This window comes from Paenibacillus sp. 598K (genome assembly GCF_003851045.1).
GTDB lineage: Bacteria > Bacillota > Bacilli > Paenibacillales > Paenibacillaceae > Paenibacillus_D.
Genome location: NZ_BFBX01000073.1, coordinates 15,268 through 39,918, shown reverse-complemented (window position 1 = coordinate 39,918; position 24,651 = coordinate 15,268). Strand labels below are relative to the sequence as shown.

Below are 24,651 nucleotides of genomic sequence, written 5' to 3'. Positions count from 1 at the left end.
ATCCCCCTCTACCCTTTGCGCAAGATCTGTTGGATCGTCGCGGTCAATCGACCGGGCAGATAAGGCTTCACGAGGAACTCCCGGATGCCCCACTGCGCAGCTTTTTCCTTTTCCTCAAATGCGCTGGAGATGATGATTGGCGTGTTTTGCAGCGTGTCGGTTTTTTTCATCTGCTCGATGACCTGCCAGCCGCTCGTATCCGGCTCCAGCATAAGATCGATGACGACGATATCGGGCCGGAGCGCATCCATCTCCTCGAGCGCTTTTTGGCCTTGCGTATACAGATAGACGCGAAACCCGCTCGCTTGCAGCTCATCGCGCAGCATGATCGACAGATTGTAGTCGTTTTCGATCAGCATCACTTCGACCGACGCCTCCGGCATGTGCTCGCTCGCTTCCGTTTCCGTCTCTACCGCCGGCTGTATATGCTGCGCAGGGAAACATAGCGTGAACGTACTCCCTTCCCCAAGCTTGGTGTCGACCTCGATCGTCCCTTTGTGGCGGGTGACGATCTCCTTGACGATCGCCAGTCCCAGTCCAGTGCCGCCGATTTCCCGACGGTCCGTATTATCGACGCGATAAAATTTATTAAACAATTTAGGCAGCGCATTATCAGGAATGCCCAAACCTTCGTCGCGGATGCGAATGACATACTGCTCCGACTCGGCCTGACTGGTAATTGTAATTCGACCGCCCTCGGGCGAGTACTTGATCGCGTTGCTTAACAGATTCGTCAGCACCTGCTGCAGCTTGTCCTGATCCGCCAGCAGCATCAGCGGCTTGTCATCGTTCTCCCAGACGATCTCATGGATGGAAGTTCCGATGCGGTGCAGCTCGATTACCTCATGGATTAATGCCGTTAACGAAACAGGCTTCATATCGTACGTCTGCTTGCCTGACTCCATCCGTTGCAAATCGAGGAAGTCATTGATTAATGTCGTTAAACGTCTCGCTTCCTGGTGAATCGTCGAAATATACTTGCGCTGCCGCTCCGGCTTCAGCTCCCGATGCAGCATCAGCTCGGCGAAGCCCAGGACGCTGGCCAGCGGCGTTCGCAGCTCATGGCTGACCGTGCTGACGAACTCGGATTTCATACGGTCAACCTCGTACTCTTTGGTAATATCCCGATGCACAAGCAAGGTGCCGAACTTGACGCCTTCGCGATAGAGCGGTTCGCAATACATCTGGATATACTTGCGATCCGGCTCGATGATCTCATACGTAAATCCGCTGGCATCGGCTGACCGGCAGCCGAGGACCCGTTCTGTAATAAATTGCTTCAGCGCCTCTGGCTCCGCCACCACGCCCGACAGCTTGTCGAGCAAGTCATGGAGCGGCAGCTGCATCGACTCGCCATTGGATGGAAGGAAGCCAAAAAATTCGGTTAGCTTCTTGTTAATCTGCAGCGTGCGACCCTCCAGGTCGAACAACTGCACGCCTTCCTGAATGGTATTCAGCATATCCGAGGTCATCTGGCGTTGACGCTCCGAGGATTCATAGATCGCCAGCTTGTCGAAGGCCAGCGACACCTGCCGGGCCATGCCCGCCACCTCCACCGGCTCATGCTTGGCAATCGATTGCCCGAGCTTGGTCAGGATCATGCAAGCGACCATCTCCTCTTGCGCATCCAGGATCGGCACGATCAGCTCGCTGGCGAACAGCTGCTCCTCATGATAGCCTTGCTCGCCTGGCGTACATGCTCGCGTCACACAGTAAGGCTCCCTGGTCTGGGCAGCGCGCAGCACCATGCCATCGTCGATCGAATCGATCAGCTGCGCAGCTCCTTTGGCGGACACGCCGACGGCCGCATAGTCGTGCTGAGGCGTATTCATGACGATGATGCCCTTGTCGTAGCCGACGATGTCGACGATGTGGCGGATGATGCTGGATAATAGTTCTTGCTTGTTCAGCGTGTTGGACAACGATTGCACCAGCAGATTGCGTTTCTCGAGATAATGCTCGTTGTGCTCCATCTGCTGGAGCGCCGCATGCAGCTCCTCCTGCTGCGCCTGCAGCTCGTCCTGCTGGGCTTGCAGCTCTTCGTTTTGCGACACCAGCTCCTCTTCCTTGGAGACGATCTGCTTGATCATCGCATGGAACGATTCGGACAGCCCGCCGATCTCGTCCACCCGCCGCACGACGTCCACCTGGATCATCTCGCCTGCCGCGAAACGCTCCGCCTGCTGAGTGAGCTGACTGAGCGGATAGCCGATATCCTTGGCGATCTTGCGGGTGATGAAGAGGGAGAAGACCAACACCAACAGGATATAGCCGATGAAGATTCCGCCTTGATAGGTCAAGTCCTTCACCAGCTGCAAATTTTCGTCGGAGGCCATCTTCTGCACGGTATGCTCGAAGGTGCGGGAGTACTCGAGCAATTTATTGACCGGGTTGTCGCCCTCGGCGGAGATGTACGTGCGCAAGGCCTCGTAATTGCCCGCTTCGGCGTAGGCGATCCCTTGCGGCAGCAACTCGTTGAAGAACGAGGTGAAGAAGCTCTCGATCCGCTCCATCAATTCCCGCTCCGAATCGCTCATCGGATACTGCTTGATCGCATCCAACGCTGTATCGAGCGCCTGCCTCTCGATGAAGATCTGGTCGTATTCGAATTGCGTCTGATACACATAATAGCCGCGAACCCGCATGATGATCTGGTTGGCATGATTCGAAATATCCGATACCAGCTCCTGCTTCTCGCGGGTTTCGCCGCTGTTCGTCTCATAGCTCTGGATGATGTTGACGGTGCTCCACAAGACGAATACCGCGCCGCACAGGATCAGCGTCATGGTCAGCGCCATGAGCGCCATGAATTGTCGGGTGATGCTCTTGCGAAAATACTTGTTGAACTTATCCATTCAGCATCGCCTCTACCTTGTCGATCAGATCGAGCGGACTGAACGGCTTGGACATGAAGCCGTCCGCCCCGGCGGCCATCACCTTATCCTGCTCAGCTTGCTGATTTTTGGCGGAAAGCATCAGGATCCTCGCTGCCGCTCGGTCCGGCAGACGACGCGTCTGCTCGATCACCTCGACCCCGGTCAGCTTGGGCATCATATAGTCCAGGATGATCAGATCATACGCCTTCGCCTTGATTTTTTCGATCGCTTCCTCGCCATCGCTTGCTTCATCGATCTCGTAGCCTTCGTCCTCGAGCGAGTCGACGACCAGCATCCGCAGGATGGGCTCATCCTCTGCCAGCAAGATGGATTTCATGCTGTCATCTCCATTTCGTCTAGTATTCATACCATCCTATGATTGCGCATCGGCATGCCTGAGCCTCGTCACCGATCCATTGAGTCGTCGCGTACAACGCGTCGACGCTTCCCGAGCTGGCGCTCCAGGACAGCGATCAGCAACGGATAGGAGAGCGGCCGAACCAGATAGTCGTCGGCCCCTAGCCGGTAAGCCTGGATACGTATCCTGTCGCTATCTTCGCTGCCGATCAGCGTGACGGCCGTGACCAGGTCCGCTCCCTTGCCAACCGCCGCCGCCAACGTATCGAGTCCTCCGGATGCCGCATCGGCGATAAATACGTCGGGGGCGTGCGCGAGCAAGCGCTGCAGCGCTTGCTCTGGCATCGATACAACCGTGACGGCGCATCCCAGCGGCGCGATCCTCCGCTGCAGCTCGGCTGCCTCTGCCGCTTCGTCTAGCAAGAGCATTACCTCTGCCTCCGGACCAATCGCTCGGGGCGCAGAGCTGCCCGAGCGAGCCGCAGGTTCAGCAGTCGTGTACGCCAGCAACGGCCGCAGCAACTGCTCGAGCTCGTCGGGCTCCCATATGACGGAGGCCCTCTCCTCTGCCGCAGGCATCAGCAGGCGCGCAGTCTCCGACAACCCGGCGAGACCGATCGTGCCCGCTGTGCCGACCAAGGAATGCAGGAAGCGCTGCACCTCCTCGCCGGACACCGCCGCCTGCCCGCTGCCTACCCAGTGCTGCAGCTGCTTCCTGACATGTTGTATTAAAGCATCGCGATAGTTGTTCATGGAAACAGCCCCTTGCGTCTGTTTTCGCGAAATTTCGTCCATCTTCTCTGTCCGAAAACTATAATAAGTAGCTGTCAGTCGCGAACGATGATATATTATAGGGAGACTTTGCATGTTCTGTCAATTGACATGGGACGAGGGATTGGGTTGATTAAAGATTTATTCGCTAACCTTTGCATTATTATGACATTCACTTACGTGATCAATTATATCATGAGCCATTCCGCAATCCTACCTCGCTCTGCCTTTGTGAGACAATGGATCGCCGGCATAAGCGGCGGCGTGCTCGGCACACTGCTCATGATCTACTCTGTGAAGCTGGACGATACGCTCATTTTGGATCTGAGAGCGCTCCCGCTTATTTTGATTGCCTTTATTTTTGGTCCGCTGCCCTCCCTTATAGCCAGCGTGCTGATCGGCATCAGCAGGATCATCTTCTTCGATCTGAACACAGCTTCTCTGAGCGCAGGCGTCAACGTCGTGCTTATCGCTCTTGTCTGCGGCTGGCTTTCGACGCTGCGCCTGAAGCCGTATACCAAGCTCGTCTGGATGACGTTATATGCAATGCTGCAGACGTCGGCGCTCATTTATTGGCTTATGCCCGAGCCGGGTCCCATGTTTTGGTTTAATCTGATCCCCGCCTTCTGGTTAGCATCGTGTCTTGGCGTTTTTGTGTTCTACAATTTTTATTATCATCTGCGCTCCACCAACGATGCGATGCGCAAACTGCGGACGATGGTGACGCGCGATTTTTTGACCGGTACCGGCAATGCCAGACATTTCGACGCGCAAGCGCTCCTCATGTTCAAGCGGGCGAATCGCGAGTCGCTTCCCTTGTCCTTGCTTATCGTCGATATCGACTTCTTCAAGCAGGTCAATGATACCTACGGACATGTAGCCGGCGACGCCGTACTAAAGCAGTTGGTCACGCAGCTGGAGGGGCACGCACGTCCGCAGGATACCGTGTCTCGCAACGGCGGAGAGGAGTTCTCGCTGCTGCTCGCCGACCTGGATATCGACACCGCTCTCGTCATAGCGGAGCAGATCCGATCCGAAGTGGCTGCGCATCCGTTCGAGCTCCCCGACGGCGCCACGAAGATCCGCCTGACGATCTCCATCGGCGTGTCCTGCTTCCCCTCGCATGCCAAAAGCCTCAATGAATTGGTCCAGCGAGCAGACGAAGCGCTCTATCGGGCCAAGGATCAAGGCCGCAATCGCGTCTGCGAATAAACAACGGCAACGCAAAACACGAACAGCAACAGCCCGGCGCGCGAGTCGCCGGGCTCTAAATATTGCTTAGCCGTCGCCGGGCTATAGTCACTTCATATACCGCCTCATCCGCGCCTCCAGCTCGCGCAGCTGCTCGGCGTGAACCGATCGCTGCCCGTAGCGCACCTGCTCATAGAGCTGGGTGACCGGCAGCCCCTCGACCGCGCTGCCGCCGCGCCACCGCTCGATGTCCGCGACCGTCTCCAGCGGCGTCAGATGACGCTTCAGCTCGTACCCCTCGCGCCGGGCCTCGAGCACCCAACGGCGGTACAGATAACGCACCTTCTCCTCGTCGGTCAGCTGCTCGGACCAGCGCGGCTCGCGGCGGCTCCAGTCAGCCAGTCGATCCTGCCATCGCTTACCGCTTCGCTGGGGCTCCTTGGTACGGATCAGGCTCTCCACCTGATCTTCGTAACCCAGGCTCTCTCCATCTCGACCCTCGCGATTGAGCCAGGCGACGAGCGTCTTGTACAGCCGACGCATCCAGCCGGGCAGCCGCTTGCCGAGCGCATACAGCGCGAAGAGCAGCAGAGCGCCTAGCGCGACATAGACGGCGATCATCGCCGCCTGCTCGAGCCAGCGCATCCAGGCAGCCGGTTCGCCAGGCGGCTCGCCGAGCATCGGCGGCGGCGACATCTCCGGCGATTCCGGCTGTACAGGGGGCGGCTCAGGCTCGCCCGGGCTGCGGCTGAGCCATTCGGCCAGCCTTGCCTTCAGCCAGGCGAAGGCCTGCTGGATATAGCTCATCAGCGTGATCGCGACGGCGAGCAGCAGCAGCGCCAGCACGAGCAGCCGATTGAGCCAGGTGACGGCTCGCGGCAGCTCGGCCTTGCGCGTGCCCGAGAGCGTCTGCTCCCGGATCGCATCGGCATTGAAGCGATAGAGCACGACCGTCAGCGCGGCCAGACCAAGTCCGGCGAGCAGCCATATATGGTCGCCGAGCTCGGGACGGAAGCTCGCCGCCACCGACAGGACGAAGTACATCCCCAGTCCTACGAGCATCGGCGAGATGGAGAAGCGGACCGCCCAGTCTTGATTGGCCGCTCTTGCGCCGCGCACCAGCGCCAGCACCGACCAGAGCGCGGGCAACGCAGTCTGCCATCCGCTGCCGAAGCAGAGGACGCTCCAGCCGATGCCGCCCAGGAGCGCGAAGGCCGTCAGCTTGTACACCCGGTCGAGCCTCAGCCAGGCATGGGCCGCATATCCGAGTCCGTAGAGCAGCGGCAGCGAGGCGTTCCAGAGCCACACCGCGGGGCTCGGCAGCAGATACACCGCGAACAGCAGCGCGACCGGGTAGAACATCAATGTCTCCATTGCGCCTTGCCATGCTGTGATGCCGACGCGTACGATCGCTGGCTTCATACGGCCTCCCCTCCCGCATCGCGCAACGTCGTCTGCTCCTGCGCTTCTTCCTCGGGGATGGGCAATGCCCTCAGGTCCAGCACCTCGACCCGATGGCCGTCGCGCCGCAGCCGTTCGATCGCTGCCTCCATCTGCTCGCTGACGAAGGCGGTCATCAGCAGATAATCGTATGTCCGCTCCGCCAGCTCCGCCTCGTCTTCCAGCATCGTGTAGAAGGCAGCGCCGGGCTCGATGACGAGCCTGGCCATCTGCTCATAGAGCGCCGTCAGTTGGTCAGCTCCGCTGCGAGGCTCACAGCGCACAGGCTGCCGCGGCCCCTCCTCCAGCTTGGCGTTCGTGCCGAAGCCGGTCTCGATCCCCTGCGACAGCGCATACTGAGCCAGTCCAGCGGCATAACGGATCGCCAGCTCGACCCGCTCCGTCTCCTGCACCGTACCCCACATCCGCTCATGATCCTCGATATTGATCAGCAGCATGAGTCGTTGATCGGCCGTATAGTCATGCTGGTGCACCTGCAACGCGCCAGTGCGCGCCGTCGCCTTCCAGTTGATATCCTTCAGCGAATCCCCGGCGCGGTACTCGCGGGCACCGGCGACCATGAACGGATCGGGCGCGATCCAGCGCCGCACTGTCACATCACCCTGCCAGCTCTGCGACGGGATGCGCAGCTCCTCACCCGGCAGCGGCGACGGATAGACGATCAGCTCGGTGTCGAATGACTGTCTGTTACTCTTGTTATAGTGACCGAAGAGATCGCCGCATGTCAGCGACACAGCATGGATTCGGTAAACGCCGCGCTGCGTGCAGGTGACATGATGGCGGCGCGTCACCCGCGTATAGGGCAGCAGGCTAAAAAAGCTTTTATGATTTTGTACGAACAGTCCGTTGCTAATGTCGAGGTTATGCTGGGCCTGGAATCGCATGCCCGCATGCAGCATCGATTCGATGCGCAGCCAGGGCAAGGGCAGCAGCTTGCGATTGGCGATCACCTCCACCATCTCGATCCGGTCGCCCTGATAGCAAGTCGATTCGCTGAAGGTGCGATCATAGGTCAGCTTCCTCTGACCCAGTCGGTAGAAGATCTGTCCCTGGACGACGTACAACGCCGCCGCGATCAGAATCAGCCAGTGGATATGCACGTCAGGTCACCTCCATCACTGCGCGTACTCTTCCGTCGGCACCGGAATCTCCGCCAGCAGCGTCGCCACCAGCCGCTCCGCCGCGCCGGGACGGCTGCGCTGGGAAGCGGCGGGCACGATCCGATGCGCCAGCACCGGCTGCGCCATCGCCTTGATATCATCCGGCGAGACATAGTCTCGGCCGCGCAGGATCGCGTGCGCCTGCGCCGCCCGCAGCAGCGCCTGACTGCCTCGCGGAGAGACGCCGACCGCGGCATCGGCATGACTGCGCGTCCGCTCCACCAGCTCCAGCAGATAACGCAGCACATCGTCGCCGGCGTGGACAACGGTGTACGTCGCTTGCGCGCGGATCAGCTCCTCGCGCGAGGCGACCGGCTCGATCTGCTCGAGCGGCTGCTCGGCGCGGAATCGCTTCAGGATATCGAGTCCCTCCTCGGAGGACGGATAGCCCATCCTTACCTTGAAGAGGAAGCGGTCCAGCTGCGCTTCTGGCAGTGGGAAGGTGCCCTGATGCTCGACCGGGTTTTGCGTGGCGATGACGAGGAACGGCTGCTCCAGCGCCCGCGTCACGCCGTCGGCGCTCACCTGCCGCTCCTCCATGCACTCCAGCAAGCTCGACTGCGTCCGCGGCGTCGCCCGATTGATCTCGTCGGCGAGCAGCAGGTGCGCGAACAGCGGACCCGGTCGGAATTCGAAGTCCGACGTCTTCTGATTATAGAACTGGATGCCGCTCAAGTCGGTAGGCAGCAGATCCGGGGTGAATTGTATGCGCTTAAACTGACAATCGAGCGATCTCGCCATCGCTTTGGCCAGCAGCGTCTTGCCTGTGCCCGGCACATCCTCCAACAGCACGTGGCCGGAGGTGATCAGCGCGATCATCAGCTTGTCCACCACCTCCTCCTTGCCGATGATGACGCGCCCCACATTGACCCGGATGCGGTCGGCCAGATCGCGTATCGCCGCAAGCTCCATAGTTATCCTCTCCTCCTCACGTTGTCCGCCCTATTATACCTTACCTTTCCTGATGATGGAAAGGGCATCAATTCAAACATAATAATAATTATGTTAACTAATGACGTTAAATAAAAGACTTCCACCCTGATCGCAAACGTAACGCCGACGGAACTTTCTTGCCTCTGGAAAATTTCACGACAAAAAGACAGCCCGTGAGCTCCACAGACTGTCCTTTTGTCATCCCGATATGAATAAGTCATGCTGATCTCCCTGCTCCTCTGAGACCGTTCATGCTTCCCCCATCACACCTCATGTTTACCGCGAAAAGGCCGGTGCTCGATCCTCAGCTCATCCTCATCGGTCCACCAACGAACCGGCAGCGCCGACAGCTTGGCATACACCAGATGATGATGCTCGAACAGATCGACGCCTCTGGCATACCCGCTCTCACATGAGAGCTGCAGCGGCGGCTCGCCGGGGAACTGGAACGTGAAGGCTGCCTCTTGCTGCTCTTGGATATACGCTGACAGCAACCTCAGCCGCACATAGGCCTCCTGATCGAGGATGAGCAGCTTGTACTCGGGATCCTCCTCCGGCGTCAGCTGGAGCGACTCCGACTTGATCCGGTACTTCATCGCCCGAATCTCCAACAGCTGAATCGCCTTCCTGTCCAGCGGCAGACCGAGCTGATGCCGCTTCATCGTCTCCAGCGTATCGAGGATCCGCGACAACGACAGCAGTACGAAGGCCATGAACAGTCCTAGCGGCACCCATGGCCAACCGCCGGTGGCGGCGACGAAGATCGTGATCGCCAACAGGAAGTAGGCAAGGATGTTTTGGGCAAGGGATAACAAGGTCTCACACCTCCTTGGTCAGCACCTTCTTATCGTCAAAGTCCCGCGCACAGGCATGCAACAATAGACAAAACGAACGGTTCTGCTGGATCCGCATGGATGAAAGATCGTAACGATGCCGGAGCGGCTCATAGGTGACGCAAATACGGTGGCGCATTCTTCGTATGACGTGACGGATAAACGCCTCCGCCTTGACGCTATATGGAATCGTAAGGTAAGCGTACAGCGAATGATCATGCGGCTCGTCGGCGCAGCTGACGCCAGCGCAGGAAAATTCGGTCGCGATCCCTTTATCATTGAGCAGTTGTAGTGCGGGGTACAGCTCCCAATCGACCCATTCCTCGCCGAGCTGTACGATCCGTTTGCCGCGCTTGCGGGGTTTGTCCGCTTGCATCCAGTGCTGCAGCTCCTCGATCCGTCGCTGCCACTGATGCTCTTGGTGCGGGGTGAGCAAGATCTCTCCCCGTTCATTGGCCGAGCTTGTCATGCCATTCCTCCTAACTCATACGTCCTCGCAGGAAGACGGCTAATCGCGCGACACTTCCCAGTCGGCTTCGGTGATGCCTTCCTCCACCGCGAAGTCAAAGTCCTCGATATCATAGATCTGCACCGGCACCGCCGCCTCGATGATCCGGTCCTGCAGATCGATCTGGTCGGAGAGCATCGGGATCTGCAGCCGCGTCGCGGTCAGGATCTGCTCCGTTTCGATCGGGTCGAACAGCTCCCCGTATTGCTCGTTGTCTACTGCGAGCACGACCGTAAAGGATATCAGCTCGTTGAGCAAGAGCGACGAGCTCTCTCGCCACGGCATTTGCAGCGCGCGCTCGATTTTTTTGCGGTTGAGCGGGTCCTGAAAAAACGAAATCAGCTCGCCAATCTTCGCTTTGACATGCTTGTCTTCCGTAGGATCCTCCATGACCGGCTCCGCAGACTCGCTCATATCGTACAGCTCCATAATCGATGAATACGGCACGACATAATCGACTGGACGCACCGGCACCAGCAGATGTCCATAAGTTGCAATCATCACCGCTTCTATAACAAAGCGCCGTCGCATCTCCATTCCCCCTGTCTGTTTCAAGTCATTAGCCTACATTATACATCATTCGCAGGTGCAAAGATACAACCTGACCCGCAACGAATCACACGACCGAGCACCGCTCCCGCATCAAAGGATTGCCCGCGCGGTGCGGATTGGATACAATGATAGCAATCATCTGACTCAGGAGGCAAGCATGCAACAGGAACAAGTCATTATTATCGGCGCCGGTCCGTGCGGGCTATCCGCCGCGCTCGAGCTCAAGCGGAGCGGCATCGACCCACTCATCATCGAGAAGCGCAATGTCGTCCACTCCATCTCGCAATATCCCGTCTATATGCAATTTTTCAGCTCGCCCGAGCTGCTCGAGATCGGCGATGTGCCGTTCACGACCGCCCAGGAGAAGCCATCGCGCCTGGAGGCGCTGAACTATTATCGTACCGTAGCCCTGCGTCATGAGCTTCGTATTCGGCCATACGAGACGGTGCTGGACGTGAAGCCGACCGGTCGCGGGTTCGAGTTGGACACCGTCGACCGGTTCGGCACAGCTTCGCGCTTCGCCGCAGACAGCGTCGTCGTCGCGACCGGTTATTTTGACCAGCCCAATCTGATCGGCATCCCCGGCGAGGACCTAGACAAGGTCAGCCACTTCTTCCGGGAGGCCCATCCGTACACTGGCATGGAGGTGGCGATCATCGGCGGCAGCAACTCGGCCATCGATGCGGCGCTCGAGCTGGAGCGTGTCGGCGCGCGCGTCACGGTCGTCTACCGCGGCGAGAGCTACTCCCGCAGCATCAAGCCGTGGGTACTGCCTACCTTCGAGAGCAAGGTAGCCAAGGGACGGATCGCGATGCGGTTCGCCTCGAGAGTCGTCGAGATCCGGGAGCGCGAGATCGTCGTCGAGGAGCAGACGGGCGAGCGCCGGGCGCTGCCCAACGACTTCGTCCTAGCGCTCACCGGCTTCCATCCGGACCGCGAGTTCCTGACCCGGGCTGGCGTCGCCATCGAGGATGCGGGCTACCCGTATTTCCGTGAGGAGACGATGGAGACCAATGTACCGGGCATCTATCTCGCCGGCGTCGTCGCTTCCCGCCACGAGGCCAACGAGATCTTCATCGAGACCGGCCGCTTTCACGGCCGCAAGATCGCCGCGCACCTCGCTTCGCAACGCAGCTGAGTGGACTGCGGGGGGAGCGTGACAGCCGAATGATAGCCAAACTGCGACGCGATGCCAAAGGGAGCCTGTCCCCCCTCTATCTAGGTGTGCCGTCCTAGCCGGAGTCGGTGAGTACACAGCAGCCTCGCACATCATAATAGGGCAATGCCCGGGATTGCAAGCTTCCCGGCATTGCCCTATTGATCGTTGTCGTGCTGCGATCCCTGTGTGCAGGACATCTTAACAAGTCGGACTCCGTCAGCCTCAGCGTCAAGCTGCTTCACGAAGCCCATCTTGCACCGGGCAAGAGGTATCCGCCCTCAGCCGAGCAGCTCCAGCAGGCGCACCTCGTGACGGTTGACCCAGTCGCATACCTCGGACGCTCGCAAGATCTGACCTCGCCACACCTCGGGTCCGTCCAGCCGCTCCTCGTAGCGGTGGGCGAAATGCAGCCACACATCCAGCATACGCAGCTTGATGAGCGACGGCAGCATCGCCTGCTCGCCCTGCAGCAGCAGTACCTCCTGGCGATAGCCGTCAACGAAGCACCCGATCTGCTGCAGCGAACGCTCGCTGTCTGGACCTACGAACTCCGCCAGCACAACAGCCAGCTCCATCGCCCGCAGATCGCGGGTGCAATACTCGAAGTCCAGGATCGCGATCACCTCGTCGCCAACGGCCAGCGTGTTATTGAACACAAGATCGCCATGGATCCATTGGATCGGCAAGCGCTCCAGCTCTGGCTGCCGTTGGCTCAGCAGATGGCGCTCGCGCTGCAGCTGCTCCAGCTCCGGCAGCAAGGGCCGCAGCGTCCCGTCGCGCTCGGCCAAGCTGCGGAGGCGTGCGGCGTCGAACGCCTGATAGTCGTCCTCGAGCCGATAGTAGGGCGGGTAGATCGGCTGCAGCGGCAGCTCGATCCGCTCCAACGCCCGCGCCAGCCGTCCCGTCGCTCGCCCGAGCCCCGCTACATGGGCAGGACGGCTCGAGACGGCGCGCTCGCCGGGGATATACCGGTAGAGCGCCGCCAGCTTGTCCAGCGGCCCGATCGTCACCGTGCCTCCCTCGCGGTTGCGTACCGGACACGGCACGCGCAGTCCCGGCAGCGCGTCCTCGCCGAGCGCCGCCAGCACCGCATGCTCGAGCAGCACCTTGTCGCGGTCCTTGTGATTGTCGTAGATGCGCAGCACATAGCGGTTCTCGCCGCAGGCCACCATCCTTGTCGTGTTGTTCATGCCGCTCTCGGCAGTATAAGCTTGCCACGGCTCCGGCCAGTCGTACTGGTCCAGGAATGCGGGCAGATCCGGTTCGATTAACGTGGACAATCCGATGCTCCTCCTATCGTCGGCAAGTCCTCTTGGACTTGCCGCGCCTTGCTGTTCAGCCCGCTCAGGGCTCGTAGATCATCTTGCGCGTCATGCCGCCGTCGACGATCAGATTAGTGCCGGTGACGAAGTCATTGGCCGGGTCGGTCAGATACAGGCAGGCTCTGGCGATATCCTCGGGACGGCCGACCCGGCCCGACCAGTGCTGCTGATGATCGACATCGCGGAGCTGCGCATAGTCGCCCGTCTCGATCCAGCCCGGACTGATGCTGTTGACGGTGATCCGATAAGGCGACAGCGATGCCGCCAAGGCATGCGTCAGCGCCGTCAGACCGCCCTTGGAGGCGGCATAAGCCTCTGTATCGGGCTCGGACATCAGCGCCCGAGTCGAGGCGATATTGACGATGCTCCCGCCCTCGCCGCTATCTCTCATTTGCGCTGCCGCCGCCTTGGCGCACAGGAAGGCGCCGCGCAGATTGGCGTTCAGCACGCGGTCCCATTCCTGCCAGCTCAGCTCGAATAGCGGCTTGGTGATGCCAAAGCCCGCATTGTTGATCAGCACATCGACACGACCCGACCAAGCGAACGCTGCGCTCGCCAGCTCCTCGATGCGCTCCGGCACGCCCAGATCGGCCGTCACCGCCAGCACACTCCCCGCCCCGAAACGCTCCGACAGCTCGGCGGCCAGCGCTTCGACACCAGCCGCATCCTTGTCCGTGATCACCGTCCGATAGCCCGCTTCGGCATAGGCCGCCGCCAGTACTCTGCCGATCCCGCCGGCTGCGCCTGTTATCCATGCCGTTCGCTGCTTCATATTATCCCTCCTGTTCGCAGCCTTCTCGTTGCCCTGTCCGCTTGAGCGCCATCTCGCGCCAGCTGTCCGACAGCGCTTTGATCGCCAGCAGCCGCCGCGCGCCCGCTTCGTCACTGCGATCGATTATCATGATCCGCATTGCCTCGGCGATCGTCATCCCGGTGGCATCGCGGCTCTCGAAGACGAGCGGCTGCCCCGCCCCGAGCTGCCCGGGCTCGAGCACCCGGAGATAAAAGCCGCAGTACCCGGTCTGCAGCACCTGCGCTGGCAGCTTCGGCTCGCTGTGCCGGACGCCGAGCTTGAAGCAAGGGACACGCGGCTGCGTCACCTGGACGAGCGGTCCCGACGAATCGCCGATCCGCAGCACATCGCCGATGCAGATCTGCGTCTCGTCACCGCCGTCGATCGTCAGATTCTCGCCGAAGGCGCTCTCCCCGAGCGGCTTGTCCAGCCACTCTTGCCAGTAGGGATAATGCTTCAGGAAGTAGACGCATATCGCCTTGTCCGCGCCGCCGTGGTGGACCAGATCGGCTTGCCGGTCGCCCGGCAAGCCTTCCTTGCCCACATAGATCGAGCCTTGTACGGCGCGCTTGTAGATGCCTGTAGCTACTTGCTTGCTGCCATGCCTCACCTGCTGCGGCTCGCCCACTTGCACCGCGTGTACCGTGCCCAATGTCGCTTTCATCGCTCTTCCGCCTCCGTCGCCACTTGTCTCTGACTCGCCTGGCCATGTCCTGCCTCTTGGCGCGACCGTTTAAGTAGTATTATATCGACGACATGTGCCGCAAGCAAACGCAGCAGTGAGCTGCAACGACGCAAGCAGTCATAGCAGCTTCAGAGCTGCCTGTAGCCTCGCTCCTGCGCGAGCAGCTCCGCCCTTCCCGGCGGCGCTGCGACACGCCAGCGACCTGACAGCAGCCGGGTTAACGACCATAGCAGCAGCAAAGCGAGCAGTGTCAGTGCCAGATGACCACTGGCCGTAGGCGATAGAAGCATCGCCGCGCCAAGTGCCGTCGTCAGCAGCCAGAGGATCGCGGTCAGGCGCAGCGGCCGCGACAGACTCCCCAGCTGCCAGCACGGGGCGCCGCGCTCCGGCGCAGGAGCGGTCAGGCGGTAGCGCAGCGCCAGCGGGATGAGCAGCGAGAGATTAAAGCCGATCGTGCTCGCCGCGCTCAGGTAGACGAGCCGGCTCTGGCCTGCCGCCGCCCAGGGCTGCCATAGCCAGAGCGCCGCCGCCGCGCCGCCTGCGACAGCCGCGAGCAGCAGGATCAGACGCTGCGGCGTCTGCCGCCGGCTGTCGATGTGTTGGAGCCAGCGGCTCCACGAGTTGCGGCCGTCCCGATGATAGGCGAACCATTGGCGGCTTGAGGCCGTGAGCACGCCGAGCCCGCTCGTCCACAGACAGACGATCACGCTCACATAGAGCACGGTGGACGCATAAGGGCTGAGCGAGCCCCAGATGTCGGAGATCAAAGCCAGGAAGAGGCCGCCTCCGCCGGCCCCCGCGACCGGCCCTGTGATCGAGAGCGTCACGAAGACGCACAACACATAGGCGAGGATGAAGCCATACACAGTGCTCAGATAGATGCCCCACGGCACCTGCACCGACGGTCCGCTCGATTCCTCCGAGCCGGCTGCCGCATTGTCTGCGCCTACAAAAAAACGCTGCAGCAGCACGATTGCCGCCCCCAGCTGCAGCCAGCCATAGTCGCCGCTGCCATGCGCCCCGGCGGAGAACAGATAAGCAGCCGGCTGGAGGCCTGGCTCGAACAACAGCAGCAGCCCTGCGACGACAGCGACGACCAGGCCGACCTGCAGCCAGGAGACGCCGCCCAACAAGCGATCGCCGCCGGGCCGGCCGAACGCGGCGGCGGCAGCCTGGCCGACGAGCAGCCCCACCGTCCAGAGCAGGACGCTCCAGCCGCCGGCAGCGTAGCCGATCCAGCGTGCGGCAGCCATATCGATCAGCATAGCCGCCGCGCCGTTGAGCAGCGCCAGCATGCTGATATCGCTGAGCGTCCGCAGCAGCAGCGCGCCCCGCCCCCAGCTTCGTCCCCCGGCCACGCGGCTCCAGTGATAACACGCCCCGGCAGTGGGCATCGAGCTCGCCAACTCGGCCACCGCCGCGCCGACGATGACGGCGAACAGCGCGACGAGCGGCAGTCCGAGCCCATACGCCCACGGACCGGCTAGCTCGTAAACTGGACCGAAATACAGCGCGGCGCAGCCGAACACCGACATCGTCGCGAACGACATCGAAAAAGAACCGAAGCCGCTTCGTCCCCGCCGGAGCAACTGGGCGTAGCCGTAAGCGTTCAGTTGACGTTTGTCCTCTAAATATTGTAAATACGGCGTACCGACCGGCGCAGCTCCCAGAGACGCGGCACGTATCCGCCGATGTGCCTGAGCCGCAAGCAGGATGCTCAGAATGCAGGCGCACGCGAATAGCGCCAGACCTGCTGACAAGATGTACATGACTCCACCTCCTCCACTACTGTATGAAGGAGGTGGCGTTATCTAGTACCTGTCTGAGGCGTCTGGCGATTACTGCGTCTAGTTATTACTCGGACTTCGAGAGCGGCGCAGTCAGTCGCAAATACTCGCCGATCATCGCCAGTCGCCACGGCAGGATCATGCCGAGCGCCAGCAGGTAGAAGATCGCTCCCGTCTGCGGCACCGTCATGTACTGTTCGACCATCGAGTGGGCCGAGACGCGTAGCGCGAGCAGAGACGCCATGATAAGCACGAACGCCTTGGACCGGATAACATAGATATCCGACTTGACGCGGGCGAGACGAGTGGTGACGATCAGCGGGAAGGAGAACATGAGCAATCCGGTGCCAAAAGCAGATAGTCCCCACAGCCAGGGAATATGCATCATCGGCAGCGCAAACATAATAAACCCCGTCATCATGCCGAGCGGAGGGATAATAATTTTTTTGAGCGATGTCGGACGTCTGGCCGCTCGCAAGCGCAAGACGATGAGGCTGGCGCCGGCCAATCCCGACACCAGGATCGACAGCGTTTGAATCGTTATTGTAGATGCCATGGCGTTCCTCCCATACATCAGTGCAGCCTATTCGCTTGGCTGCGCAGGCATTGCTTTTATCGTACTTCAGATCCGGCCCGCAAGCAAGCCGAGAGGGAGGCTAGCCACGGGACTGCTCGAGCTGATGCAGCACATGCAGCTTCAGCTCATCGATATCAAACGGCTTGTCGAAAAAGCGAGTGACGCCGAGCTGCTCCGCCGTCTCGACATCCTCCGGCTCGCCGTATGCCGAGATCATGACCGCGATCAGATCGGGCTTGAGCCGCCGCAGCTGCACCAGCGCCTCGATGCCATTCATCTCGGGCATCTTCAGGTCCATCAGCACCAGATCGACCGGCTGCAGTGCAAACTGACGGATCGCCCCTTCGCCGTCACCAGCCTCATACACCTCAAGCCCGCAGGAAACGAACACCTCAACCAGCAGGATTCGGATCATCGCTTGATCGTCTACGATCATGATCGAAGGCTTGGCCGGTCGTTCGCCCTCGCTTGGACGCCATTCCAGCTGCAGCTCTTCGTAAGGATGCGCCAGCTGATCAGTCTCCCTGTCCTCGGAAGTCGCGGCCGCCTCCTGCATGGCGGAATGATGGATGCGGTTGGAGCGATACATGAGCGCCATCAGCACGAGCAGTACGATTAGTAGCGTCACAAATATGTAAACCATGTGATATGACTCCTTGAATTTCGTTTCAAGAAGAGTTCGACAACATTTCTTCAAAACCCTGCCTCAAAGGGTAGAAAAATATAAAATTTTCCTAATAATTCAAACTTACCGACACCAAGCGACCGTCTTCTCTTCCTCTTTGAACCAAATTTCGCAAGTGCTTTATTCGCGCGTTAAAGCCGCCGAAGCGGCATCATCGCTCCGACGACTCCCCCACGCTTGAGACGCAGAGAAACTGCAATCAGTCGTTGACGACCATCGGCCCAAGCGGCCCCTCCTCGGCGACAATGTCCTGCAGGGAATAGGCCGAGATCGGGAAGTAAGCGAAGCCGTACACATACGGCGTCAGCTCGTAAAGCTGAAAATAGACGACCAGCGAGCGATCGGCGATATAAAAATCCTGATCGCGGCGAATCCGCTCGAACGGCTGCAGGACGGGCACATCGCGCTCGGCGATCTGCGCCGCCACTTGCTTGGAGATACGCCCGACATAATCGCTCCCCGGCTTGAACAGCTGCGGCAGCGTATACACTTCGCCGGTGCGGGTCAGGAAGGTCAGCGACTTCTGCAGCGTCATGCCATGCGCGCCGCCGGTGTACGCATAGTTGAACAGCGAGAGGCTGAGCACGCCTTTTTCGTTGGTCTTCACCTCGAACCAGCCGAGCATTTCGCCGTGCGGCTCGTCGAGACTGCCTTGCTCGCCGGCCAGCCGGTTCGCTTCTTTACGGATCGTCTCGTTTATGAGACTTTGGGCGCGAGGGTCCGGCAAGCCCTGTACGACGGGCATCCAGATCTCGATCTTCGGATACGTGATATGCGACGGCACGATAACTGCGGGACGGATAAAAGCCATACAATAGACACCTGCCTATACGAGAATATTCTATTGTATGCCGTCCCCCTTGCCTTCGTGCAATCCGCCGGCAAACGCTTGCCTACAGCATCATCTTCTCGCGCTGGGTGAGGCGGCGTCCGCGGACGTCGAGGACCAGCTCGCCTCCGCTCAAGCCGAGGATGCGGTCGGCGAATCGCTCCGCCCAGTCCGCCTGGTGCAGCACGCAGATGACGATGATGCGCTGCTGCTTGCAGAGCGCCTTCAGATCCTTGAGGATTTCCTCGGCCGCATGCGGGTCCAGCCCCGATACCGGCTCGTCCGCGAGCAGCACCTTGGCGCCGTGCACGAGCGCCCGCGCGATCGCGACGCGCTGCTTTTCGCCGCCGCTCATCTTGTCCGTCTTCTGCCTCGCCTTGTCCAGCAAGCCGACCTTCTCGATCATATCCATCGCGCCCATGTAGTCGTCATTGCGGACCATGCCCGTCGCCATCCGCCAGAGCGGCGTCTGATAGCGGGAGCCGATGAGCACGTTTTTGAGCGCCGTCTTGTTCGGGCTCAGCAGCGGCTTCTCCTCCAGATAGGCGAACTCGCGCCGCACCTTGCGGGTGCCCATAAATTTGTTGCTCATGATATCTTCGCCGTCCACGACATACTCGCCGGTCCACGGCTCCCGCATCGCCAGACATTTGAGCAGCATCGACTTGCCGCTGCCGCTGGCGCCGGTGATAGCGATGAACTCGCCATTAAACGCTTCGAAGCTAATATCCGACAGCACCTTGGGGCCGCCTGGTATTTTTTTGGTCATGCGCTTTACCTTGATCATCTCCGGTGCTCCTTTGCCAGTCATTCAAGTAAGTCCTGTTATTGCCCTATGTAAACCGCTTACGCAACCATGATTCTCATCTAGTTTAGACTATACAAAAAATTCTTTCCACCCGAACAAATGTTTGCTATAATAAAAACAGAACAAGCGTTCTTAATCTGGTAATTTGAAGGAGGATGACCCCCATGCGCAGTTGCGAAAACTTTCGGTTTATTGAAAAGCATCGACCTTATCGGGATTTAACGTTTAAGTTTTATTCGGACGGCACGCTTGCCATTATCGATAACGACGGCGGCGGGACGGTCACCCCGCGCGAGCTGAAGGGCGACAGCCATGACTTCTACGTGCGGCGACGCATCGCCTTCATCAAGAACAACCTGCTCGCACAGAAGCTGAAGCACGCCTGACCCGGGGAGCTTGCCGCCCCGCCAGAGTTGATAAGTTGATGCCCCGACATACCTACGTTGAGGCGCGGGGTTTGACGACCCGTCGCTTATTGGGTACCATTGTGGGAAGAGAACATTAACCTGGCATAAGGAGTACCCGTTATGAAGCAGACGATCTTATTCGATCTAGACGATACATTAATTTATTGCAACAAATACTTCTACCAAGTCATCGACCGCTTCACAGCACAGATGCTCGCTTGGTTCGGCTCGTACGGCGTCACAGCGGACGCCGTACGCGACAAGCAGACGGAGATCGATATCGCCGGCATCGATGTCCTCGGCTTCAAGAGCGACCACTTCCCGCAGTCCTTCATCGAGACGTACCGCTATTTTACAGAGCTGACCGGCCGTCGGCGCGACACCATCGAGGAGAATAGCCTGTGGCAGCTCGGACGCAGCGTGTACGAGCATGAAGTCGAGCCTTACCCGCATATGCAGGAGACGCTCGATGCGCTAGCCGAGTCGGGTCATGAGCTGCACCTGTATACTGGCGGAGAGTTGCTCATCCAGAACCGCAAGATCGAGCAGATGCAGCTGCAGCGATATTTCGACACGCGTATCTATGTGCGCCGACACAAAAATATCGAAGCGCTTGAGGAGATTATTAGCGGAGGTCCGTTCGACCGCGATCATACGTGGATGATCGGTAATTCGATCCGCACCGATGTCGTGCCTGCCCTCACGGCGGGACTGCATGCCATCCATATGATTACAGAGGTCGAATGGCTCTATAACGTCATTGAGATTGCCGTAGAGCCGCGTGGCGCCTTTTTCACCCTGAACCATCTGCGCGAGGTGCCGGAGACGATCCACGGCTACGTGAACCGTCCTGCCCCATGAGAGACGCGGCAGCGCCGGACTGTTCCTACGCTCGCTTCGTCCTCGCCGCACCGCTTACTGACTGATATCCGCCCCTTGACAAAAGGACCTTGCCGCCACGATTCGTGGCAAGCAAGGTCCTTTTGCTTATGCGTTGAGCGCTCTTTGTGAACGGATTCCTCGTCGGAAGCTTCCTCTATCTGTTCCTCTGCGCGAGCGACAGGCCCTGCTCCCATAATTGCAGCGCAGAGTCGCTTCCGTAGCTACGGCTTCAGATTGCCCGCGCCGAACTGCTCGGTCATGTAGTGCAGCATCGCTTCATTCAGCCACGCTTCCTCCTCCGCCGTGAACGGCGAGCTCGTCATGAACTTCAGCTCCTCCGGATCGATCGAGGCGAGCGCCGAGACCGCTTGCTCATGCTCCGCGCCGACCTGATCGTGCGCCTGCTCGATCTGACCCGCCATCAGCGCCATCACCTCGGGCGTATCGACCGGCGTCCCGACGAGCCGTCTCACCTCTCGTACGAACCGGATGTAGGATCGATCGTCCTCGGTCTTCTCCGCCTCGCTGCGGTTGAATAGTTGCTCCGCGAGCTCCGGCGTCGTCCGCTCCTCCAGCCATTGTCGCTGCTCGTCCTCTGTCTGCATGCTGTGGATCAGACTGAGTAGCACGTCGCTGTCGACACTGCCCTCCTCCTCCACGAGCCGGATGACCCGCTCGAGCGCCAGCTTCGTCTGCTCCCATTGCCGCTGCTTCGCCTCGATCGCTTGCCGCTGGGTATGCAGTCCATCTAGCAGGGAGGCGTCGATTTCCGGACGCCTGACCATGTCCGCGACCTCCTCCAGGCTGTAACCAAGCGCCTTCAGACTGACGATCCGTTGGAGCGTGTACAGATCCCGGCTCCGGTAGATGCGATGGCCACTTGAGAGATCACGCTCGGCGCGCAGCAGGCCGATCTCGTCATAATAGTGCAGGGTGCGTATCGAGCAGCGCGTCTGCGCTGCGAATTCCCCGACGGTATAGGTCCCATTACGTGTGGTCATTGCTTCGTCCTCCCTTGATCGCTGGCTTGTCGATCGACACGGCATGTGCCGATCGACCCTTGCAAGACGAGCATACTCCATGACGCAACGGGAGGTGCAAGCCTTACTTGTGCAGATCCTGCGACAGTCGCACCATATCGAGCACCTGCATGCCGTTCTCATAGATCGGCTCCTCATAATGACGGAGGAAAAAGTCCCGATCGATACTGACCATGCGGAAGCCGCACTTCTGATACAGTCCCAGCTGACCAATACTCGTATTGCCGGTGCCCACCTCGATCGTCGCATAGCCCATGTCGCGGGCTTGCTCGACCGCATGCAGGACAAGCTGCTTGCCGATGCCTTTGCCTTGCATGGCGTCGGCGACAGCTACATTGACCAGCTCGACCGTATCCGGTCTGGTCGGCAGCAGCACATAGACGCCGATCGGCGCTTGCCCGTCCCAAGCGACATAACATATGCCGCGCCGCGCATAATCCTCGACCAGCCGCTCCGACGGATCGGCAAGCAGCAGCAGCTCCATCGGTAGCTGCTCCTCTGATCCCAGTTGCCGAATGTCCACTTGCTCCCTCCTCTTAGCTACCCTTCCCAGCGTTATCATTCCCAGCGGATACGCAGCTCGCCGCTCTCGCGATTGGCCAGCAGCAGCTGGCCCTTGCGGCTCTCGCCGCCAGGCTGCTTGAAGGCGAGCTTGCTCGTCTCGCCTTTGGCGATCAGCGCCTTCAGCATCGTCTGGGAGATCTTCTTGCCTTGCTGCTCCTTCCAGATGACGAAGGTGCAGCCCTCGCGATAGCGGGTACAGCCGTAGCCTCGCTTGCCTTCGATGAGCTGGCCGCTGCAGCCTCGGCGCGGACATGGGGCCAGCGCCGTCAATCCGCCAGCAGGCTTGGCGGTAGCCTTGACGGAAGTGCCGCTGCCCCCTGCCGCCACCTCGGCGCGAGCAGATCCGGCCCCGGATGACCTGGTCGCCCCTGCCGCAGCAGTGGCTCGGACCGATCCAGACCCGGTCGCTCCTCCGGCGCGGCCACCCGCTTGGCTGCTTCCCGCTGCTCGGCTGCTGGTCGCTGTGCTCGCCCGGGCCGATCCGCTCCTTGCGCCGCCTGGGCTCGATCCCGACTGCTCCCGGCTGCCTTGGCGGCCCTTGCCTTGCCCGGTTTTGCCCCGACTCTGGCCACGCTTGCCGCTGCCCTCGTCGCCCTCGAACATCGAGGCAGGCGCTGGTGCCTGCGTGCTCACCTTGGCGACAATCATCGAGGCGAATTGCTTCACCTTCTCCATAAATTGCGCATCCGACGCCTCGCCCTTGGAGATCTGGTGCAGCCGCTGCTCCCAGCGACCGGTCATCTCCGGCGAGGCGAGCAGCTCGACGCCGGCGCCTCGGATCAGCTCGATCGCCGAGCAGCCCTTGACGGTAATGTCCAACTTTTTGCCGCTCAGCGTAATGTAGCCGACCTGCTTCAGTCGCTCGATCGTCGCCGCGCGCGTCGCCGGCGTGCCGAGCCCGGTATCCTTCATCGCTTCCTTGAGCTCCTCGTCTTCCATCGACTTGCCGGCCGTCTCCATCGCCTTGAGCAACGTGCCCTCTGTGTACGATTTGGGCGGTTGCGTCGCCTTTTCCCGCGCCTCGGCCTCCTTGCACATGACCGGCTTGGCCGGATCGACGGAGAACTCCTCGAGCACCAGCTCCTCCTCTTGGTCCTCCTCATCCTTGCCCGGCTTTTTGCGCCGCCCCTTGCTTTTGCCCTCGTCAGCGTCCTGTCCTTGCTGGACGACCTTCCAGCCAACCTCGAGCTGCTGCTTGACCTTCGTGCGGAACAGCTCCTCCTCGACCTTGGTCATCACCTCATGGTTGCTGTATACGGCGGGCGGATAGTAATGCGAGAGGAAGCGACGCACGATCAGATCATAGATCTTCTGCTCCTCGGCGCTTAGCTGCCCAGGCTTCTTCGGCGTCGGCAGGATCGCATGGTGATCCTCGACCTTGGATGGATTGCAGACGGCCCGGTTGCCTTTATGGACTCTGCCGCTATCGGCATTGGTTGCCAGCTCCCCATACTCGCCGGTTGTCCCGAGCATCTGCAGCACCTTGCCCATCACTGGCAGATTCTCCTCGGTAACATAGTTGGAGTTGGTCCGGGGATAGGTGATCACCTTGTGCTTCTCATACAGTCCCTGGGCGATGTCCAGCGTCTTCTTGGCCGAAAAGCCGTAGCGACCGTTCGCCTCGCGCTGCAGCAGCGTCAGATCATGGAGCCGGTAAGGATATTCCTTGCTCTCCTTGACCTCATAGGATACGATCTCGCCCGGCTTGCCATGTACCTTGGCTCGCAGCGCCTCGGCCTTGTCCCGATCGGTGATGCGCTCGCCTTGCCATGTCCCGCTGTAGGTCAGCTTGTCCTGCAGGAAGACGGCGTGCACCGTATAATACGTCTCGGACTGGAACGCCTGGATCTCGCGGTGGCGATCATAGAGCAGCGCCAGCACCGGCGTCTGTACGCGTCCGACCGACAACAGCGCCCGGTGACGGATCGTGAAGGCGCGAGAGGCGTTCATGCCGATCAGCCAGTCCGCCTCGCTGCGCGCTCTCGCTGCGCGTGTGAGCGGGTCGTATTCGGTGTCGCTGCGCAGACTCGAGAAGCCGCGGCGGATCGTCTCCGGCGTCAGATCGGAGATCCAGAGCCGCTGCACGGGCTGCTTGAGCTTCAGATGCTGGCGGATCAGATGGAAGATTAGCTGCCCCTCGCGTCCGGCATCGCATGCATTGACGAGCTGTCCGCAGCTCTTGGCCAGCTCGCCGATCACCTTGAGCTGATCCTTGGTGCGCGGATTGGGCCATAATTTGAATTTGTCCGGAATGATCGGCAGATCCTCAGCCTTCCACTTCTTGTACCGCGCATCATAGCGATCCGGCTCTGCCAGCGTGACCAGATGGCCGATCGCCCAGGTGATGATATACGTCTCGCCCTCCAGATGCGTCCGCTTGTTGCGCGCTCTCGGCTCGATGACGGCGGCGATCGTCCGGCCCATGTCGGGCTTCTCGGCGATGATCAAGGTTTTCATGTCTCACGCTCCCG

Annotated in this window: 24 protein-coding genes; 4 read left to right on the top strand and 20 right to left on the bottom strand. The window is 60.3% G+C overall.

Going from position 1 to position 24,651, the window contains the following annotated elements; all coding sequences use genetic code 11:
- Positions 1 to 8: 8 nt before the first annotated feature.
- The 3 genes from PA598K_RS21075 to PA598K_RS21065 all read right to left on the bottom strand — a co-directional run bounded on the left by PA598K_RS21075 (position 9) and on the right by PA598K_RS21065 (position 3,986).
- The gene (locus tag PA598K_RS21075) at positions 9 to 2,855 is read right to left on the bottom strand and encodes an ATP-binding protein (protein ID WP_128658864.1); all 2,847 of its coding nucleotides are present in this window, start codon (positions 2,853 to 2,855) and stop codon (positions 9 to 11) included.
- A complete protein-coding gene (locus tag PA598K_RS21070) occupies positions 2,848 to 3,213 on the bottom strand; it encodes a response regulator transcription factor (protein ID WP_128658863.1) in 366 nt (121 codons plus the stop codon). The genes PA598K_RS21075 and PA598K_RS21070 overlap by 8 nt, the downstream gene beginning before the upstream one ends.
- A gap of 68 nt (positions 3,214 to 3,281) precedes the next feature.
- A complete protein-coding gene (locus PA598K_RS21065) occupies positions 3,282 to 3,986 on the bottom strand; it encodes a response regulator (RefSeq protein WP_185602139.1) in 705 nt (234 codons plus the stop codon).
- 147 nt (positions 3,987 to 4,133) lie between these two features.
- Between PA598K_RS21065 and PA598K_RS21060 the strand changes: the two genes are divergently transcribed.
- The gene (locus tag PA598K_RS21060) at positions 4,134 to 5,216 is read left to right on the top strand and encodes a diguanylate cyclase (RefSeq protein WP_185602138.1); all 1,083 of its coding nucleotides are present in this window, start codon (positions 4,134 to 4,136) and stop codon (positions 5,214 to 5,216) included.
- Between the two features lie 87 nt (positions 5,217 to 5,303).
- Here PA598K_RS21060 and PA598K_RS21055 read toward each other — a convergent pair whose 3' ends face one another.
- The 6 genes from PA598K_RS21055 to PA598K_RS21030 all read right to left on the bottom strand — a co-directional run bounded on the left by PA598K_RS21055 (position 5,304) and on the right by PA598K_RS21030 (position 10,621).
- Positions 5,304 to 6,617: a DUF4129 domain-containing protein gene (locus tag PA598K_RS21055; RefSeq protein WP_128658860.1), complete on the bottom strand. Its 1,314-nt coding sequence runs from the start codon at positions 6,615 to 6,617 to the stop codon at positions 5,304 to 5,306.
- On the bottom strand, positions 6,614 to 7,756 hold the full coding sequence (locus PA598K_RS21050) for a DUF58 domain-containing protein (RefSeq protein ID WP_128658859.1): 1,143 nt from the start codon (positions 7,754 to 7,756) through the stop codon (positions 6,614 to 6,616). Before PA598K_RS21050 ends, PA598K_RS21055 begins: the two co-directional genes overlap by 4 nt.
- A gap of 15 nt (positions 7,757 to 7,771) precedes the next feature.
- On the bottom strand, positions 7,772 to 8,728 hold the full coding sequence (locus tag PA598K_RS21045; RefSeq protein WP_128658858.1) for an AAA family ATPase: 957 nt from the start codon (positions 8,726 to 8,728) through the stop codon (positions 7,772 to 7,774).
- A gap of 284 nt (positions 8,729 to 9,012) precedes the next feature.
- On the bottom strand, positions 9,013 to 9,564 hold the full coding sequence (locus PA598K_RS21040) for a hypothetical protein (protein WP_128658857.1): 552 nt from the start codon (positions 9,562 to 9,564) through the stop codon (positions 9,013 to 9,015).
- 4 nt (positions 9,565 to 9,568) lie between these two features.
- Positions 9,569 to 10,051 carry a hypothetical protein gene (locus tag PA598K_RS21035; protein ID WP_128658856.1) on the bottom strand — a complete coding sequence of 161 codons (483 nt, stop codon included), beginning with the start codon at positions 10,049 to 10,051 and terminating at the stop codon, positions 9,569 to 9,571.
- A 39-nt stretch (positions 10,052 to 10,090) separates the two neighbouring features.
- Positions 10,091 to 10,621: an ADP-heptose synthase gene (locus tag PA598K_RS21030; RefSeq protein WP_128658855.1), complete on the bottom strand. Its 531-nt coding sequence runs from the start codon at positions 10,619 to 10,621 to the stop codon at positions 10,091 to 10,093.
- Positions 10,622 to 10,799: 178 nt separating this feature from the next.
- On the opposite strand from PA598K_RS21030, the gene PA598K_RS21025 reads away from it, so the two are divergent.
- The gene (locus tag PA598K_RS21025; protein WP_128658854.1) at positions 10,800 to 11,780 is read left to right on the top strand and encodes a YpdA family putative bacillithiol disulfide reductase; all 981 of its coding nucleotides are present in this window, start codon (positions 10,800 to 10,802) and stop codon (positions 11,778 to 11,780) included.
- A gap of 299 nt (positions 11,781 to 12,079) precedes the next feature.
- On the opposite strand, the gene PA598K_RS21020 is transcribed toward PA598K_RS21025, so the two are convergent.
- The 8 genes from PA598K_RS21020 to PA598K_RS20985 all read right to left on the bottom strand — a co-directional run bounded on the left by PA598K_RS21020 (position 12,080) and on the right by PA598K_RS20985 (position 19,266).
- Positions 12,080 to 13,081 (bottom strand): phosphotransferase, encoded by a 1,002-nt coding sequence (locus PA598K_RS21020; RefSeq protein WP_128658853.1) that lies wholly within the window; start codon positions 13,079 to 13,081, stop codon positions 12,080 to 12,082.
- A gap of 64 nt (positions 13,082 to 13,145) precedes the next feature.
- Complete coding sequence (locus tag PA598K_RS21015) at positions 13,146 to 13,895, bottom strand: SDR family NAD(P)-dependent oxidoreductase (protein WP_128658852.1); 750 nt, start codon at positions 13,893 to 13,895, stop codon at positions 13,146 to 13,148.
- 1 nt (position 13,896) lies between these two features.
- A complete protein-coding gene (locus PA598K_RS21010; protein WP_128658851.1) occupies positions 13,897 to 14,580 on the bottom strand; it encodes an MOSC domain-containing protein in 684 nt (227 codons plus the stop codon).
- A gap of 149 nt (positions 14,581 to 14,729) precedes the next feature.
- A complete protein-coding gene (locus PA598K_RS21005; protein WP_128658850.1) occupies positions 14,730 to 16,370 on the bottom strand; it encodes an APC family permease in 1,641 nt (546 codons plus the stop codon).
- Positions 16,371 to 16,455: 85 nt separating this feature from the next.
- Positions 16,456 to 16,944, bottom strand: coding sequence for a CcdC family protein (locus PA598K_RS21000; protein ID WP_128658849.1), 489 nt, complete (start codon positions 16,942 to 16,944; stop codon positions 16,456 to 16,458).
- 100 nt (positions 16,945 to 17,044) lie between these two features.
- Positions 17,045 to 17,608: a response regulator gene (locus PA598K_RS20995; RefSeq protein ID WP_128658848.1), complete on the bottom strand. Its 564-nt coding sequence runs from the start codon at positions 17,606 to 17,608 to the stop codon at positions 17,045 to 17,047.
- A 241-nt stretch (positions 17,609 to 17,849) separates the two neighbouring features.
- On the bottom strand, positions 17,850 to 18,461 hold the full coding sequence (locus tag PA598K_RS20990) for a DUF3298 and DUF4163 domain-containing protein (RefSeq protein WP_128658847.1): 612 nt from the start codon (positions 18,459 to 18,461) through the stop codon (positions 17,850 to 17,852).
- An 82-nt stretch (positions 18,462 to 18,543) separates the two neighbouring features.
- Entirely contained in the window at positions 18,544 to 19,266 is a 723-nt protein-coding gene (locus tag PA598K_RS20985; RefSeq protein ID WP_128658846.1) for a phosphonate ABC transporter ATP-binding protein, read from the bottom strand.
- 185 nt (positions 19,267 to 19,451) lie between these two features.
- On the opposite strand from PA598K_RS20985, the gene PA598K_RS20980 reads away from it, so the two are divergent.
- Together PA598K_RS20980 and PA598K_RS20975 are read left to right on the top strand one after the other, a co-directional pair.
- Complete coding sequence (locus PA598K_RS20980; RefSeq protein ID WP_128658845.1) at positions 19,452 to 19,673, top strand: hypothetical protein; 222 nt, start codon at positions 19,452 to 19,454, stop codon at positions 19,671 to 19,673.
- A gap of 141 nt (positions 19,674 to 19,814) precedes the next feature.
- Positions 19,815 to 20,555, top strand: coding sequence for an HAD family hydrolase (locus PA598K_RS20975; RefSeq protein WP_128658844.1), 741 nt, complete (start codon positions 19,815 to 19,817; stop codon positions 20,553 to 20,555).
- 242 nt (positions 20,556 to 20,797) lie between these two features.
- Here PA598K_RS20975 and PA598K_RS20970 read toward each other — a convergent pair whose 3' ends face one another.
- The 3 genes from PA598K_RS20970 to PA598K_RS20960 all read right to left on the bottom strand — a co-directional run bounded on the left by PA598K_RS20970 (position 20,798) and on the right by PA598K_RS20960 (position 24,637).
- Positions 20,798 to 21,577 (bottom strand): MerR family transcriptional regulator, encoded by a 780-nt coding sequence (locus PA598K_RS20970; protein WP_185602137.1) that lies wholly within the window; start codon positions 21,575 to 21,577, stop codon positions 20,798 to 20,800.
- Between the two features lie 103 nt (positions 21,578 to 21,680).
- The gene (locus PA598K_RS20965) at positions 21,681 to 22,139 is read right to left on the bottom strand and encodes a GNAT family N-acetyltransferase (protein WP_128658842.1); all 459 of its coding nucleotides are present in this window, start codon (positions 22,137 to 22,139) and stop codon (positions 21,681 to 21,683) included.
- A gap of 35 nt (positions 22,140 to 22,174) precedes the next feature.
- Entirely contained in the window at positions 22,175 to 24,637 is a 2,463-nt protein-coding gene (locus tag PA598K_RS20960; RefSeq protein WP_128658841.1) for a type IA DNA topoisomerase, read from the bottom strand.
- Positions 24,638 to 24,651 lie beyond the last annotated feature (14 nt).

What these genes read in the sequence shown, in the direction of transcription:
- PA598K_RS21015 (WP_128658852.1), bottom strand. Translation starts at nt 13,895, where the DNA reads ATGAAGCAGCGAACGGCATGGATAACAGGCGCAGCCGGCGGGATCGGC.
- PA598K_RS21065 (WP_185602139.1), bottom strand. Translation starts at nt 3,986, where the DNA reads ATGAACAACTATCGCGATGCTTTAATACAACATGTCAGGAAGCAGCTG.
- PA598K_RS20970 (WP_185602137.1), bottom strand. Translation starts at nt 21,577, where the DNA reads ATGACCACACGTAATGGGACCTATACCGTCGGGGAATTCGCAGCGCAG.
- PA598K_RS21005 (WP_128658850.1), bottom strand. Translation starts at nt 16,370, where the DNA reads ATGTACATCTTGTCAGCAGGTCTGGCGCTATTCGCGTGCGCCTGCATT.
- PA598K_RS20985 (WP_128658846.1), bottom strand. Translation starts at nt 19,266, where the DNA reads ATGATCAAGGTAAAGCGCATGACCAAAAAAATACCAGGCGGCCCCAAG.
- PA598K_RS21000 (WP_128658849.1), bottom strand. Translation starts at nt 16,944, where the DNA reads ATGGCATCTACAATAACGATTCAAACGCTGTCGATCCTGGTGTCGGGA.
- PA598K_RS20990 (WP_128658847.1), bottom strand. Translation starts at nt 18,461, where the DNA reads ATGGCTTTTATCCGTCCCGCAGTTATCGTGCCGTCGCATATCACGTAT.
- PA598K_RS21045 (WP_128658858.1), bottom strand. Translation starts at nt 8,728, where the DNA reads ATGGAGCTTGCGGCGATACGCGATCTGGCCGACCGCATCCGGGTCAAT.
- PA598K_RS21075 (WP_128658864.1), bottom strand. Translation starts at nt 2,855, where the DNA reads ATGGATAAGTTCAACAAGTATTTTCGCAAGAGCATCACCCGACAATTC.
- PA598K_RS21055 (WP_128658860.1), bottom strand. Translation starts at nt 6,617, where the DNA reads ATGAAGCCAGCGATCGTACGCGTCGGCATCACAGCATGGCAAGGCGCA.
- PA598K_RS20975 (WP_128658844.1), top strand. Translation starts at nt 19,815, where the DNA reads ATGAAGCAGACGATCTTATTCGATCTAGACGATACATTAATTTATTGC.
- PA598K_RS20980 (WP_128658845.1), top strand. Translation starts at nt 19,452, where the DNA reads ATGCGCAGTTGCGAAAACTTTCGGTTTATTGAAAAGCATCGACCTTAT.
- PA598K_RS21070 (WP_128658863.1), bottom strand. Translation starts at nt 3,213, where the DNA reads ATGAAATCCATCTTGCTGGCAGAGGATGAGCCCATCCTGCGGATGCTG.
- PA598K_RS21010 (WP_128658851.1), bottom strand. Translation starts at nt 14,580, where the DNA reads ATGAAAGCGACATTGGGCACGGTACACGCGGTGCAAGTGGGCGAGCCG.
- PA598K_RS21025 (WP_128658854.1), top strand. Translation starts at nt 10,800, where the DNA reads ATGCAACAGGAACAAGTCATTATTATCGGCGCCGGTCCGTGCGGGCTA.
- PA598K_RS21035 (WP_128658856.1), bottom strand. Translation starts at nt 10,051, where the DNA reads ATGACAAGCTCGGCCAATGAACGGGGAGAGATCTTGCTCACCCCGCAC.
- PA598K_RS20960 (WP_128658841.1), bottom strand. Translation starts at nt 24,637, where the DNA reads ATGAAAACCTTGATCATCGCCGAGAAGCCCGACATGGGCCGGACGATC.
- PA598K_RS20995 (WP_128658848.1), bottom strand. Translation starts at nt 17,608, where the DNA reads ATGGTTTACATATTTGTGACGCTACTAATCGTACTGCTCGTGCTGATG.
- PA598K_RS21030 (WP_128658855.1), bottom strand. Translation starts at nt 10,621, where the DNA reads ATGCGACGGCGCTTTGTTATAGAAGCGGTGATGATTGCAACTTATGGA.